This window comes from Methylomonas albis, assembly GCF_014850955.1.
GTDB classification, from domain to species: domain Bacteria; phylum Pseudomonadota; class Gammaproteobacteria; order Methylococcales; family Methylomonadaceae; genus Methylomonas; species Methylomonas albis.
This window is the reverse complement of record NZ_JACXSS010000001.1, coordinates 5031156-5044936: the sequence shown is the minus strand read 5'-3', so window position 1 is coordinate 5044936 and position 13781 is coordinate 5031156. Positions and strand designations below refer to the sequence as shown.

The following is a 13781-nucleotide window of genomic DNA, read 5'->3' as shown; positions in this document are numbered from 1 at the left end:
TAATCGTTCGATTACAGTTTCTGCATGTACACAATCAAACAACTCCCCGCATTCAGCGAATGGCTGTTTGGCTTGAAAGATGGATTAACCCACCGCCGTTTGGCACGCCGACTGGAAAAAGCCCAACAAGGCAAACTCGGTGACGTTAAATCGGTAGGCGAGGGTGTTTTTGAAATGCGTGAACATTTCGGTCCCGGCTGGCGGATGTACTATGTGCAGCGAGGCGAGGTGTTGATTGTGATGCTGGGTGGCGGCGATAAATCAAGCCAGACCGCCGATATTGCCAAAGCTCAGCGCCTAGCCGCGTTGTTGGAGGACTGAATCATGAACGAAAAAATCAAAATTGCCGATTTGCCCGTATTCGACATTACCGAACATCTGGATAGCGATCAAGCCATTGCCGAATACCTAACCGTTGTTCTGGAAGAAGATGATCCGGCGGCCTTGGCCAATGCACTCGGCAGTATTGCCAGGGCGCGAGGCATGACCGAAATTGCCGCTGCCGCGGGCATCAGCCGCGAAGCCTTGTATAAAGCTTTACGCGCCGACGCCCAACCGCGTTTCGAGACCATTGCCAAAGTTTGCAAGGCGCTTGGGGTTAAGCTGACGGTGCAGACAATAGCGGCTTGAGATTAATTGTGTGTCGCTATCGCGACGGGTTTATTTTGTAGTCGGGTCTCGGCCCGACAGCCGGGATACTTTTTCTACGAAAACCATCCTTGGTTTTCGCCTTTCGGGCCAGCCTATCGGCTGTTCAAATTCGCTCCAGGCGAATTTGTGTTTGTCCAAAGAAAAGTATTCAAAAGAAAAGACACCCCGATGCCGCGTGTTTCCTGCGCTCCAGAGAGTTTGAGCGGGGTTGCCTGAAGGGGCTTCCCCGCGCCTGCATGCTACGCGCCGCATCCATGCGTCCCCCGTCGGGCTTATCCGCCCAAACTCTCCGGTGCTCGGCGCGGCATAGGGGACTAACCGCGCACCTTGAAAACTAAAGGCGGCAGATAATTTGGTAAGCTTGGGTAAGTGTTCTGCTGTAGGATGTTGCCGACGTTCGGATGCGCATCGTTCGCGACTAAAGCCCTGTCAAAACAAATGGAAGTCGTTATTCCGCCCAAGAAAAATCGGGTTGAACAACGAGCGTATGACAAGGCAATTTATCGCCTTCGCCAACTTGTGGAAAATGCTTTTTGCATTTGAAGCGATGGCGAGCTATTGCTACCCGCTACACGAAAAACGCAGTCTCGTTCCTGGCTGCGCTACACATCCGCTGTATTGCACTTTGGGCGGCTATCTTATGACGACACTATCTAGTTTCACGGAGAAAAAGATTATGAAAAAAATCATTACGTTTTTATTTTTTTTCTTGGGCGTTATTACATTTCCAAGTCATGCGAGCCTAGTAAAAGGTATCTTAGAAGAATCCAAATCCTTCCTAGTCCCTGATTACTTTTACCCACCCGAGCTTAATTCGGGCGGCGGTTGGCCTGGACAGCAAGCGACTATTTATAGTGGCGCGTCACTTATAGAATCTAAGAGTTATGTAAATGTTGAGTATGATGACGCCTTTTTCTTTATTGCATTGGAAGAAAGTTATCATATCGAGGTTGTTAACCTCAACTTCTATAACTATGAGTTTCAAGGAACCTTTGATCCAGATGTCGGCCCAACAGGTCAGTGGGTTTTTTTGGGTAATTCTACGCAAGAGCAGAGTTTCCAAGTTGGCTACCGTAAGCAGTATCTTGATGAAATTGTTTTACCTCTCCCTTCATCTCTAGCCTTATATACATCTGTACTGCTAGGCTCTTCGATATGGCGTATCAGTAGTCAACGCAAGGTAAATCTAGCTGGCGTAGGTCCGATTAGCGAAGCGTAATCGGACGCATGTTTAAACTTAACCAAGGCTAATTTCAAAAACGGCAATAAACAATGCCTAATTACCGACGCGCATTTGGTCCGGGTGGTACGTGGTTTTTACGGTAAATTTGCTGGAACGTAAAAACCACGATTTACTGCGTCGGGAAATAGATTTGTTACGTGAAGCCCTGAGGGTGGATTATGTGCATGTTAATCCGGTTAAGCATGGGCTTGTGTCACGAGTTGCCGATTGGCCGTTTTCGAGTTTTCATCGATATGTTGAAAAAGACGATTATCTAGAAAATTGGGACGGAGATTTAAAATGGTAGCGGGGGATGATTAACATGCGTCCGATTACGCTTCGGTAATCGGACCTACCGCAGCCTATTTTATAATTTGTAATTCCGGGATGGTTTTCTTCCCCTATGCCGCTAACACTGGAGGGTTTGGACGTAATAGTCTGTTAGGGGCGACGCAGGGATGCGGCGCGTTGCATGCAGGGGCAGGAAGCCAGGCAACCCCGTTCAAACCCTTCGGCGCGCAGGATCAAAGCGGCATTGGGGTGGCTTTTTCTTTGGATACTTTCTTTTGTCCACACAAAAGAAAGTATCTCGGCTGTCGGGCCGACAAATCGGCAGGATAGCCGATTTGCATGCGAAGCATCCGTAGGACGAAACACACGGATGTGATTCGTGAACCCGACGTTAAAATAACCGTCGCGATAGCGACACAAACTAAACAAGAAACATGACAGATACACCAGACATCCTAAAAACCATCCTAGCCAAAAAAGCCGAAGAAGTAGCCCGCCGCAAAAGCAACACGCCGCTGTCGCTGCTGGAAGAACTAGCCGGCACCGTGCAAGGCCCGCGCGGCTTTTATTCTGCATTGCGCAGCAAGGCCGATCAGAGAAAGCCGGCAATCATCGCCGAAATCAAGAAAGCCTCACCCAGCCAGGGCGTGATCCGCGAGAACTTCAAGCCGGTGGAAATTGCCGTCGATTATGCGTTTAGCGGCGCGACTTGTTTGTCGGTGCTGACCGACAAAGAGTTTTTCCAGGGTTCGGAAGCCAATCTGCAAATGGTGCGGCAAAACTGCCCGTTGCCGGCGATTCGCAAGGACTTCATGATCGACCCGTATCAAATCCACGAATCGCGCGCACTCGGCGCGGACTGCATCCTGCTGATCGTCGCTGCTTTGGACGACGCGATGTTGAAAGAACTGGCTGACACCGCCACCGGTTTGGGCATGGATGTGTTGACTGAAGTGCACGACGCGGAGGAATTGGAACGGGCATTGCAGCTGAACACCAATATGATCGGCATCAACAACCGCAATCTGCGTACCTTCGACGTGTCCTTGCAAACCACGCTGGATTTGAAAAACACCATCCCGGCCGACAAATTAATCGTCACCGAAAGCGGCATTCACACCCCGGCCGATGTGAAATTGATGCAGGACAACGGCATCTACACCTTCCTGGTCGGCGAAGCGTTTATGCGTGCAGAATCGCCAGGCAAAAAAATGCGTGAGTTGTTTTTTTAGGCCAACACCAAGATATTACCCAGAGCGTCTAAGGAGGAGTTTCCTCGCGGAACGGCAGGCGTTTCTCCCGTCGTTCCCGCAAACGCGGGAACCCAGGAAAATCAAAAAAGTGGATCCCAGCTTGCGCGGGGATGACGGATTCCTCCGGCTCCCCAAGCAAATCTCATATTACCCGCCCAATTTAATCTCAGCAAAATACCGGGCCAAATCAATCCGAATCGGCATGAAATAGACGTTCAAGCCATGCGCCGCTGCCAAGGCAATCACGCTGTTGGCAAATTCGACGTTCCAGTCGTAATCCGGCCGAAAACTCTTCGGAAACTTGACCTTGTTTTTCACTTCCCAGTAGTTCATAGAGGCTTTGCTGGTGATCGGGCTGATGCCGATATAGGTTTCCAGGTCTTGCATATGCTCGGCGTAGATGTCGATCATACGGCTGTCATAGAACGGCTGCGAGAAAAAGCCGCCGGCACCGGCATCGACCTTGCGCTGGATGTAATCGCATTCATCCTGCACACCGCTGCGATGCGGGTCGAAACCGGCATAAATATGTAAATTGGGAAAACGCTGGCGCACGGCCCGAATCAAATCCACCACATCGGTATTGTAAAACGAGCGCTTCAGACCTTCCGGCGGATCGCCGGACACCAACAAGACGCTGTCCAGCGCATATTCTTCGATGATGCGGTAGAGTTCGCCGCTTTCGATTTTAAAATCTATCGCCCGAAAATGTGGAATAAACCGGTATTTGCTTCGATCAACGCGGGTCGCCAATTCCCAGCTGCGGGTATCGAAGCGCTGGATGTCCGGGACATTAATGATGTTGATACTGTTGTCCAGCGTTTGGACAAAGCTGTATTGCTCGTCGAAAGCTTCTAGGCTGCGAGGGACGATTTCAAACGAAATATTCATTCGTATGGATGCTGGTTCGTTAGTGGGATGAAATAAATAGCGTCGATGTAATGCATCACTTAAGGCAGCGATTGTACCGCAGTACAAACAAACTCCGGTGAATTGGCGCGATTACCCGTTTTTAACCCGGCTCTTAAAATTCGCTGTGCCGTTAAAGCCTGATCGCAAACAATGTCGTTAATTGTCACGCGATCCGGGCAAATGCTCCTCTATTTTTCAGTTGCGGTGGGGATTTTGCGGTCTTGAACGTCTTAACTAATAGTCAGCCACTATTCATCTCATTCATTTATCGCTTCTCGCCATTCCGACTTAATGCCCGCCAAATTCTATTGCCCGACGTTGTGGATTTTTTCAGCCCTAGCGGCGCTATGGGCCGTTGGCTGCGAATCGCCAGCGCCGCGCGACGCCAAGGCTTTGGCTTTTCAGGCGCCGCAGCACTGGAGCAGCAACGGCCATTTTGCCGAGCCGGCCGTAACCGGTTGGCTGCAAGCTTTTAACGATACGGGTTTAACTGAGCTAGTCAACGCTGGCCTGATTGATAACTTTGATCTGAAAAGCGCCGCCGCCCGTGTCGATGCGGCGCGCGAGCAAGCAGTCATCGCCGGCTCCGGGCGCTGGCCGCAATTGTCGCTTGCGCAGGGCTATCAACGCGCAAAAACCAATGCCGGCGGCGAAAGCAGCGAGTACGGCGCGTTTACGGCGTTGTTTAACCTAAGCTGGGAGCTGGATGTGTGGGGCCGGATTAAAGCCGGACAACAAGCGGCGGAAACCGACGCCGAGGCCGCCGGCGACGATTTTCACGCCGCGCAACTGTCATTGGCGGCGCGGATAGCCCAAGCTTATTTCGAATTCAGCGAAGCGCAATTGCAAGCCGCGGTGGCTGCGCAATCGATCAAGGATAGAGGTGTGATCGCCGATCTGGTACGCGGTCGCTTTAACAAGGGTTTGACCCGTGGCCTGGATTTACGGCTGGTGCTGACCGATCTGGCGAATGCCGAAGCACAGCTGGCGCAGGCCAGAAATGATGTGCAATTAATCGGCAGGCGTTTGCAAGCGTTGTTGGGCCGTTATCCGGACAATCAGCTGAGGCAATCCGGATCGAATCAACTCGACCCTGCACTATCGCTGCCGCAACCGCCACCAAGCTTGACTGCCGGCTTACCCGCCGAGCTATTGGAGCGTCGCCCGGATGTGATCGCCGCCTTCAAACGCTTGCGGGCCGCCGACTCGCGCTTGGAAAGCGCCGAAAAAGCCTTGTTGCCGCGCGTAACATTGACGGGCGCCGGCGGCGCCAGCAGTGCGGCCTTGACCGAGATTATCGACCCGCGCGCGGCAGCCTGGAACCTCGCCGCCGGCCTGGCCCAGCCGCTGTTTACCGGCGGCCGGCTGCAAGGCGAAATCCGTTTTAACGAGGCCAAGGTCCAGGAAGCGTTTAACCAATATCAAAGCGTGGCGTTAAATGCCTTTCGGGAAGTGGAGCAAGCATTAGCCGCCGAAGCCTGGCTGCGCACTCAGGAACAGGCCTTACGCGAAGCGGTGCAGCAAACCGAGGCCAGCCGTAAGCTGGCGGTGTATTCCTATCGGCAGGGTTTGATCGAAATCTTGACCTTGCTCGATAGTTACCGCAGCACCCTCAATGCGCAAAGCGCGCATTTGGCCGTGCAGCGGCAATTATTGAACAATCGTATCAACCTCTATCTGGCATTAGGCGGTGGCGTTTGAATCCGCAAGCACGCAATTTAAAAATTCTGTTACCCATCCTGGTCTTGCTGGCCGCAGCCGGCGCGGCCTGGGCGATTATCGCCGCCAAGCCGCAAGCCGTTCAGCAAAGCGCCGAGCCGATTATCCCCAGCGTCAAGGTTATTCGCGTCGAGCCGCAAAGCCTGCGACTGAACGTGATGTCGCAAGGTGTGGTGACGCCGCGCGAGGCCATCGATTTGGTGACCGAAGTCGGCGGCAAGGTGGTACAAGCACATCCGGCTCTGGTCGCCGGTGGTTTTTTTGGCGCCAATGAAATACTGTTGACCATAGACCCGCGAGATTACGATTACGCCATCGTCGCCGCAGAAGCGCAGTTGGCGGAGGCTCGGCGGGTGCTGATCAACGAACAGGCCCAAGTCGAGCAGGCGCAAAGCGAATGGCAAGCATTGGGCGAAGGCGAACCCAGCCCGTTGGCGTTGCGCAAGCCGCAACTGGCGGAGGCGCAAGCCAAACTCAAGGCCGCCGAAGCCGATTTGGCCAAGGCCAAACTCAACCGCAGCCGCTGCGAATTGCGGGCGCCGTTTGCTGGTCGGGTACTGAGCAAGCAAGCCGGATTGGGTCAGTACCTCCCGTCCGGTGCGGTTGTAGCGCGAATTTATGCCAGCGACGTCGCCGAAATCCGTTTGCCCATCGGCACCGAACAACAGGCTTTTCTGGAACTGCCTTTGGGTGAAAACGGCAAAGCCGGTCGCTGGCCGGCGGTGACATTGCGGGCGGAATTGGCCGGTAAGCCGCAAAGTTGGCAAGGTCGCATCGTCCGCAGCGAAGCGGTGTTGGACGACAACAGCGGTCAGCTCTATCTGGTCGCGCAAGTCGGCGAACCGTTTCGGGAAACTGGGAATCGCTCGCCCTTATTGAGCGGCTTATTCGTGCAAGCCGAGATCGAGGGTGTGGTGCGTGATGGCCTGTTTTCCTTGCCGCGCAGCGCATTGAGCAGCTTGCAACAAGTCAAACTGGTCGATAGCGAGCAGCGCTTGGAAATTCGGCAGCTTGAAGTGCTGCGCCAGGAGGCCGAGCGCGCCATTATCAAAGCCGGTCTAAATCCCGGTGAACGGGTGGTGGTGTCGGAACTGCCGGTGCCGGTGGCGGGAATGAAGGTCAACGCGATAGAAGCGCCGCGCGAACCCGGCCGATGATTGATTCCAACCAGCGTGTAGGCCTATTGGCTTGGTTCGCCGGCAACCCGGTCGCGGCCAATTTATTGATGCTGTTGATTCTGACCGGCGGCGTGCTGGGCATCCTTGGTGTCGATAAGGAAGTGTTCCCGCGTTTCAGTCCGCATAAAATTGTGATCGAAGCTGTTTTTCCGGGCGCCGGACCGTCCGAAGTCGAGGAATCGGTGTGCGTACCCATCGAAGAATCCATTCACGATGTGCCGGGCGTTAAACATCTGCATGGCGAGATCAGGAGCGATAACTGCAAGATCGAAGTTGAAATACTGCCTGATCATGATCGCAACCAGATGATGGCGACGCTGCAAAGCCGGGTACAAGCCATTCCGCGTCTGCCGAAACAGCTGGAAAAAATCCAGGTGTTGCCGGCTGACCGCGAAGACGACGACGGCGTAATCTGGCTGGCCTTGCACGGCGCCACCGATGCCGCCACCTTGCAACGCTACGGCGACCGGATTCAGGAACAATTGGCGGCGATACCTGGCGTGAGTAGAGCCCGCAACTACGGCGAGCTGGCGTATGAAATCGACATCGAAGTGTTGCCGCAACAATTGCGCAAATACCAACTCACTCTGGATGAAGTGGCGCAGGCGGTGCGCAAGGCCTCGGTCGATCTGCCGGGTGGCTTGATTAAAAACCCCGACGGCGAGCTGCAACTGCGCGTCAGCGGCCGCGCCCGCGATGCGGATGCGGTCGGCGCCTTGATCGTCAAGACTTTACCGGACGGTAATCGGCTGCGCTTGGATCAGATTGCCACCATCAAGGATGGCCTTGAGGAACGCTTATGGGCCTGGCACCACAATGGTCAGACCGCCCAGGGTTGGGAAATCCACGCCGAACAGGACAGCGTTGCGGTCGCGCGCCGAGTCAAAGCTTACGTTGAAGAGATGCGCACGCAATTGCCGGAAGGCTTGCGCTTGATTACCTGGTGGGATGATTCGCAAGCCTACGACGAGCGCATCGGCACGCTGTTGGAAGACGGTTTGAGCGGTTTCGTGCTGGTCTGCCTGGTGCTGACTTTATTCTTGCGACTGCGGGTAGCGCTGTGGGCGGGCGTCGGCATCTTTACCTCCGTGTTGGGTGCGTTCTGGTTGATGCCGGCCTTGGATATTTCCTTGAACATGTTGTCCTTGTTCGGCTTTCTGTTGGCGATGGGCATCTTGGTGGATGATGCCATTATCATCGGCGAAAGCGTGCATAGCCGGCAGATCGAAGGCAAACTAACGCCGTTGCAAGCCACGATAAGCGGGGTGCAGGAAGTAGCGTTGCCGGTCAGTTTGTCGGTATTGATCGTACTGGTGGCGTTTTTGCCCGGTCTGTTTTTGCCCGGTTGGGCCGGGCAGATGATGCGGCCGATTTGCCTGGTGATGATATTGACCCTGGTGTTTTCCTTGGTCGAAGCCTTACTGATTCTGCCGTCGCATCTGGTTGGTGACATCGACACTCAAGTAAGCCCGAGCCGTTTACAACGCTTGCGCGAACGCATGAATCAAGGGCTGAATGATTTCGTCGACCGCGTCTACCGGCCCTTACTGGAAGCCGCACTGGCCTGGCGTTATTTGACCGTGGCCTTGTTCATCGGGCTGCTGGCAATCTGCGCAGCCTTGGTGCTCAGTGACCGGGTGCGGCAATCGATCAATCCCGACGTGACTAAAGACAGTTTTTGGGTGCAAATGAGTCTGCCGCAAAGCGCACCGTATAGCGAAACTCAGGCCTTAGCCGCTCAGGTGGAAAATGCCTTGTTTGCCTTGCGCGACCAGTTGGATGGGCGCAATCAAGCAAACCTTGACAGTGTCAGCGCGGCCCATGCCAACGATCACAGCGTCATCGTCGGTGTGGAAACCATTATCTGGGAGCACGGCGGCGGCATTTGGCTGGAGTTTTCTGAGGAAGGTCGGCGGCGTTTGAAAGTGGAACAATTCATCCGGGGCTGGCGGCAGCGGATCGGCGACATCGGCCGTGGCAAAATCGATTTTATCTATAAGGAAGGCGATGTGCCTTACGACATCGACTTAAGTCTGGGGGCGGGCGATCCGGGTTTGCTGCAACCAGCCGCGGAGCAACTTAAAAAGACACTGGAAGCGTTTCCCGGTGTTTACGATGTGATCGACTCCGCCGAACCCGGCAAACCGGAAGTGCGTCTGGCTCTGAAGCCGCAGGCTGAGCGCCTGGGTTTGCGCCTGGAACAATTGGCCGAGCAAGTTCGCCAGGGTTATTACGGAGAGGAAGTACATCGTTTCCTGCGCGGCCGCCGCGAAGTGAAAGTGATGGTGCGCTATCCGTTGGAACAACGGCAATCGCTGGACGCGTTGAAGGCGCAACCGGTACGCCTGCCAAACGGCAACAGCGTACCGCTGAACGATCTGGCCGAGATCAAGCTGGAACAAGGCTATTCCCGGCTGAATCGCGAAGACCGGCATCGGGTGTTGAAAGTACAGGCCCGCGTCGATCCGACCAAGGCCGATGTCAATGGCATTTACGCGGCACTGGAGAGCGGTGCTTTGCCGCATCTTGAGCAAGCTTTTCCGGGCTTGAACGTACAAATCGGTCAGCAGCGCCAGGAACAGGAAGCCATGCTGGCGGCCTTCGGCAAAAATACTTTGATAGCGCTGTTGGTGATCTACGCCTTGATCGCGGTGCCGTTTAAATCTTACAGCAAACCGCTGATCTTTCTATTGGCCGCGCCGGTGGCCTGGAGCGGCGCGGTGCTGGCGCATTGGGCAGCCGGCTTGCCCTTGTCGATGGAGTCGCTGGTGGGGATGATTGCAGCCAGCGGTGTGGTGGTTAACGACAGCCTGGTATTGCTGGACTACATCCGCCAGCACGGCGATGACGACACGCCGGTGGAAACGCTGATCGCCGCTGCCTGTACCTCGCGTTTCCGGCCGATTTTATTGGCTTTTCTGACTAACTTCGCCGGCTTCCTGCCGACGTTGATAGAAACCAGTCCGCAAGCGCAGTTTCTGATTCCGATGACTTTGTCGCTATCGGCAGGCCTGCTGATTGGTATGGCCGCCAGCTTGGTTTTGACACCGGTCTGTTACGCAATTTTGGGGAACAGATGATAGGCCGTGTCGGTTTGGAAAATATAAACTGGAGAGAGTGATCTTGCCCGGCGTATCTACAAAAAGCATAAAATCTACTTAATCGATCCATCCATACCCATCCATTTCAAACCGAAATACGAACATTTTTAGAGCTAAGTGGATTTGTTATATACATGGCTGCCTATGTATGCGACAAATCCCTAGCCATCTCGCCGTATTTTTATAAGTAAAAATTGCCAAACAACCGAAATTAGCATGATTATGAGAAAAGGCTCTCGCCACAAATTAGGTCATAGATGTTCATTGGTTTGAAGGCATGGCATTTACGGCTTCTGGTTACCCTAACTATATGGCTTTTTCAGCCAGCCAATCCAGCCAAGTGTGATGATGAATTTTCGCCGCCTTATCGGTTAGGCAGTGGTTATGCGTTAAGCGATAGTGGCTTCCGCTTGGGTGGTTATGTGAATGCCGAAGTGATGGCCGCTGGGACAAATCCGTGGCAGTTCCAGGTAAATGACTTAAGCCTGTTTGTTAGTTGGGATAAAAGCTCATGGTTGCGTTTCTTTTCCGAGCTGGAATTAGCGGATGTATTGACCGCCGGCCAGAGCCAAGCATTGAGTACTCATCAGACACATTTTGAGTCGGAACGCTTTTATTTCGATGGTTTGGTCAACGATAAACTGACGGTACGGGTCGGCAAATTTCTTACGCCTATTGGTCAATGGAACGTGCTGCATGCTGCGCCATTGGTCTGGACCACCTATCGTCCTGTTGCCACTGACAATTTATTTTCCACGCATGTGTCGGGCCTGATGCTGCACGGTGCCTTGCCGTTCGCCGACCGGCAACTCGAATACGCCGTCTACGGCGATGTTACCGAAACAGTCGATCCGCATTTGTCGGATAACCCTTTTAAAGATGCGTTTGGTGCCCATCTAAGATACCAATGGAATGACCAGTTACAATTCGGTATCTCGTTTACCAATTTTCTGCTGATAAACACCCAATCCGACCGCTATTCATTGGTAGGTATTGATGGATTGTGGCAATACAAGAAATACGAAATTCGCAGTGAAATCGTTTATCGTAGCCATGGTAATCTCCCGAACGACAAAAGCTTATGGCAAGGATACTTGCAAGGCGTAGCGCCACTGAACCGGCATTGGTTTCTAGTCGGTCGCTACGAAGCTTTCCAGCAAACTGTCGATAACACCGGTCATGTTGGTGTTATGGGCTTGGCCTATCGGCCTAGTCCGCCTATTGTCTGGAAGCTGGAATATCGTATCGGCGCTAACAATGACAGATTAGCGCCCGATGGTTTGGCTGCTTCATTTGCGGTTCTATTTTGATGGGGTACAAAACCTTTTGCACGATAGGTTTTATGCTGTTGTTTGGTTTTGGTCAGCAAATTCTCGCTGAGCCGATTGCTATTGTGACAGCAGCTAATAGTCCGTTACCTAAGCTGACATTTGAGACCTTGAAGCTCATTTATTTACGCAAGATTCAAATCGATGCCCAAGGTAATCACTGGATTCCTATCAATTTGCCTATTACACATCCGCTAAGACACGATTTTTCTGTGGCCTTATTTTCGATGCTGCCGGAGGATCAGGAGGATTACTGGAATGGTCAATACTTTCATGGCATTACGCCGCCACCGGTGATGCCTTCAGAAGAGGCTGTATTGCGTTTTATCAGTTCTACCCCCGGCGCGATTGGTTATGTTCAACACGATCATGTCGATGGTCGTGTCAAAATCATACTGAACTTGCCTATGGGGGGCCGCTAGGCGGCAGTCATACCAAAATTGCAGGGATCGCCCTGAACCATACCAAATTTGCAGACCTTTCTTGCGCGATGTGTCGGCAGAATTGAAAGCGCATTGCACCGACACAACTATAAGTGCTTGCTGGTATTGGTTTGTCATTACTATGGCATGGTAATTGAATCGATATTGAGGATGCATAATGAGTTAAATGTTTCACACTCGGATGCAGCTTTCAATTAGGCATAGTAAAAAGGTTGCAGTACATGGAAAAGCGGATGTTAAGACCGGCCAATGTAGGCCGTTGCGGGATGTGGATCTGCGTGGCGATATTTTGGTTAGGGCTATCGGGATCGGCCAACGCGCTACCGAGTTTTGCCCGCCAAACCGGCATGGCATGCGCCATGTGCCATACACAAGCGTTCGGCCCCAATCTTACCTCTTATGGCCGTCAATTCAAGCTCAATGGCTATACCTGGGGTAATAACGAATCCTTGTTGAGTCGTCTGGGCGGCATGGCCATGGGTTCTTTCACCAACACCAAAAAAGATAATCCCGATTTGGCTAATCCGGAAGATCAAGCATTGGCGAATCGGCAATATAACGCCAACAATAATTTGGCGATGGACCAGGCTTCGGCATTCTTTGGCGGCCGCGTATTCAAGCAATTGGGAGCGTTCATACAATTTACTTACGATGGCGTGGGGAGCGCATTCGCCCTGGACAATACTGATATTCGTATTTCCGACCAAGCCGATTTGTTAGGCCAAAATTTTGTGTATGGGTTATCGTTCAACAATAATCCATCCGTGCAGGATTTGTGGAACACCACGCCCGCCTGGGGATTTCCCTATGTCGGCTCGCCGCTGGCCAACGGTCCCAGTGCCGGACCGGCGATAAGCAGCTTTGACACGAAATTGGGCGGCGCGACGCTTTATACCATGGTCAATGATATTCTTTTCGTGGAAGCCGGCGCCTACACCAACTTTTCTCGTAGCTTGCAAAAAGGTATGGGTTACCGGGACATCAGCAAACTGGATGGCGGCGCACCGTATTGGCGGATAGCCTTACAAAAAGAATGGCAAGGCCACTATGTGTCGCTGGGGCATTTTGGCTTTCGAGCTAATGTGTTGCCTGATCCGACCGTTGCCTTGACTGATCGTTATACCGATTTGGGGTTGGACTTTAATTATCAATATCTGGCCAATCCAAAACATATCTACGAATTCAAGGCCAGCTATATTAGGGAACAGCAGGAGTTGGGTGCTAGTTATAACGCCAACTTTGATCCCGAGAATCCATCCGGTGCCAGTAGCTTTAATCAGCAATTGGGATTTTTGGGGTTGAACGGTTCGTATACCTTCGACCAGACTTATAGCGCCAGCGTCGGTTTTAATCACATCTACGGCAACAAGGATTTGGGCTTGTATAGCAACGTGCCGAATAAGCCGAACTCGGAGTTTTTTACCTTCGAGTTGGATTACGTGCCTTTTGGTAAAACCGCTTCCACCGGCGCCGCATCCTATTTGAATCTGCGTTTCGCGGCGCAGTACGTGGCCTATACCAAGCTCGATGGCGCGGATAAAAACTATGCTGGCCCCAATACAAGTGCTAGCGACAATAACACGCTGTATTTCAATACCTGGTTGAGTTTTTAGCCTTAAGAGGGTTAAGAATTGTCGTTCTATTGCCGGTACTGTTGTACCGGCATTTTTTGGATTTCGAGAT

11 protein-coding genes and 1 pseudogene are annotated in these 13781 nt (G+C 52.8%); 11 read left to right on the top strand and 1 reads right to left on the bottom strand.

Annotated elements, in window-relative coordinates:
- The first annotated feature begins 24 nt into the window (after positions 1-24).
- The 5 genes and pseudogenes from EBA_RS22745 to trpC all read left to right on the top strand — a co-directional run bounded on the left by EBA_RS22745 (position 25) and on the right by trpC (position 3396).
- Positions 25-321, top strand: coding sequence for a type II toxin-antitoxin system RelE/ParE family toxin (locus EBA_RS22745; protein WP_192376861.1), 297 nt, complete (start codon positions 25-27; stop codon positions 319-321).
- Between the two features lie 3 nt (positions 322-324).
- Positions 325-630, top strand: a complete 306-nt coding sequence (locus EBA_RS22740; protein ID WP_033157514.1) for an addiction module antidote protein — start codon at positions 325-327, stop codon at positions 628-630.
- A gap of 459 nt (positions 631-1089) precedes the next feature.
- Positions 1090-1295: pseudogene (locus EBA_RS22735) on the top strand (transposase); the annotation flags it as partial.
- A 32-nt stretch (positions 1296-1327) separates the two neighbouring features.
- Positions 1328-1870, top strand: coding sequence for a hypothetical protein (locus tag EBA_RS22730; protein WP_192376860.1), 543 nt, complete (start codon positions 1328-1330; stop codon positions 1868-1870).
- Between the two features lie 728 nt (positions 1871-2598).
- The gene (gene trpC / locus EBA_RS22725; protein WP_192376859.1) at positions 2599-3396 is read left to right on the top strand and encodes an indole-3-glycerol phosphate synthase TrpC; all 798 of its coding nucleotides are present in this window, start codon (positions 2599-2601) and stop codon (positions 3394-3396) included.
- Positions 3397-3564: 168 nt separating this feature from the next.
- Here the strand turns inward: trpC and EBA_RS22720 are convergent, their stop codons facing one another.
- Entirely contained in the window at positions 3565-4308 is a 744-nt protein-coding gene (locus EBA_RS22720) for a methylenetetrahydrofolate reductase (protein WP_192376858.1), read from the bottom strand.
- Between the two features lie 312 nt (positions 4309-4620).
- Here EBA_RS22720 and EBA_RS22715 point away from each other — a divergent pair, with 312 nt between their 5' ends.
- The 6 genes from EBA_RS22715 (at position 4621) to EBA_RS22690 (ending at position 13711) form a co-directional block, all read left to right on the top strand.
- Entirely contained in the window at positions 4621-6030 is a 1410-nt protein-coding gene (locus tag EBA_RS22715) for an efflux transporter outer membrane subunit (protein WP_192376857.1), read from the top strand.
- Positions 6027-7205 (top strand): efflux RND transporter periplasmic adaptor subunit, encoded by a 1179-nt coding sequence (locus tag EBA_RS22710; protein ID WP_192376856.1) that lies wholly within the window; start codon positions 6027-6029, stop codon positions 7203-7205. The genes EBA_RS22715 and EBA_RS22710 overlap by 4 nt, the downstream gene beginning before the upstream one ends.
- Positions 7202-10306 (top strand): efflux RND transporter permease subunit, encoded by a 3105-nt coding sequence (locus EBA_RS22705; protein WP_192376855.1) that lies wholly within the window; start codon positions 7202-7204, stop codon positions 10304-10306. Before EBA_RS22710 ends, EBA_RS22705 begins: the two co-directional genes overlap by 4 nt.
- Positions 10307-10584: 278 nt before the next feature.
- A complete protein-coding gene (locus EBA_RS22700; protein WP_225616402.1) occupies positions 10585-11637 on the top strand; it encodes a hypothetical protein in 1053 nt (350 codons plus the stop codon).
- A 32-nt stretch (positions 11638-11669) separates the two neighbouring features.
- Positions 11670-12077, top strand: a complete 408-nt coding sequence (locus tag EBA_RS22695; RefSeq protein ID WP_225616401.1) for a type 2 periplasmic-binding domain-containing protein — start codon at positions 11670-11672, stop codon at positions 12075-12077.
- 242 nt (positions 12078-12319) lie between these two features.
- Entirely contained in the window at positions 12320-13711 is a 1392-nt protein-coding gene (locus EBA_RS22690) for a cytochrome C (protein ID WP_225616400.1), read from the top strand.
- The last annotated feature ends 70 nt before the right edge of the window (positions 13712-13781 follow it).

What these genes read in the sequence shown, in the direction of transcription:
- EBA_RS22745 (WP_192376861.1), top strand. Translation starts at nt 25, where the DNA reads ATGTACACAATCAAACAACTCCCCGCATTCAGCGAATGGCTGTTTGGC.
- EBA_RS22740 (WP_033157514.1), top strand. Translation starts at nt 325, where the DNA reads ATGAACGAAAAAATCAAAATTGCCGATTTGCCCGTATTCGACATTACC.
- EBA_RS22730 (WP_192376860.1), top strand. Translation starts at nt 1,328, where the DNA reads ATGAAAAAAATCATTACGTTTTTATTTTTTTTCTTGGGCGTTATTACA.
- trpC (WP_192376859.1), top strand. Translation starts at nt 2,599, where the DNA reads ATGACAGATACACCAGACATCCTAAAAACCATCCTAGCCAAAAAAGCC.
- EBA_RS22720 (WP_192376858.1), bottom strand. Translation starts at nt 4,308, where the DNA reads ATGAATATTTCGTTTGAAATCGTCCCTCGCAGCCTAGAAGCTTTCGAC.
- EBA_RS22715 (WP_192376857.1), top strand. Translation starts at nt 4,621, where the DNA reads ATGCCCGCCAAATTCTATTGCCCGACGTTGTGGATTTTTTCAGCCCTA.
- EBA_RS22705 (WP_192376855.1), top strand. Translation starts at nt 7,202, where the DNA reads ATGATTGATTCCAACCAGCGTGTAGGCCTATTGGCTTGGTTCGCCGGC.
- EBA_RS22700 (WP_225616402.1), top strand. Translation starts at nt 10,585, where the DNA reads ATGTTCATTGGTTTGAAGGCATGGCATTTACGGCTTCTGGTTACCCTA.
- EBA_RS22695 (WP_225616401.1), top strand. Translation starts at nt 11,670, where the DNA reads ATGCTGTTGTTTGGTTTTGGTCAGCAAATTCTCGCTGAGCCGATTGCT.
- EBA_RS22690 (WP_225616400.1), top strand. Translation starts at nt 12,320, where the DNA reads ATGGAAAAGCGGATGTTAAGACCGGCCAATGTAGGCCGTTGCGGGATG.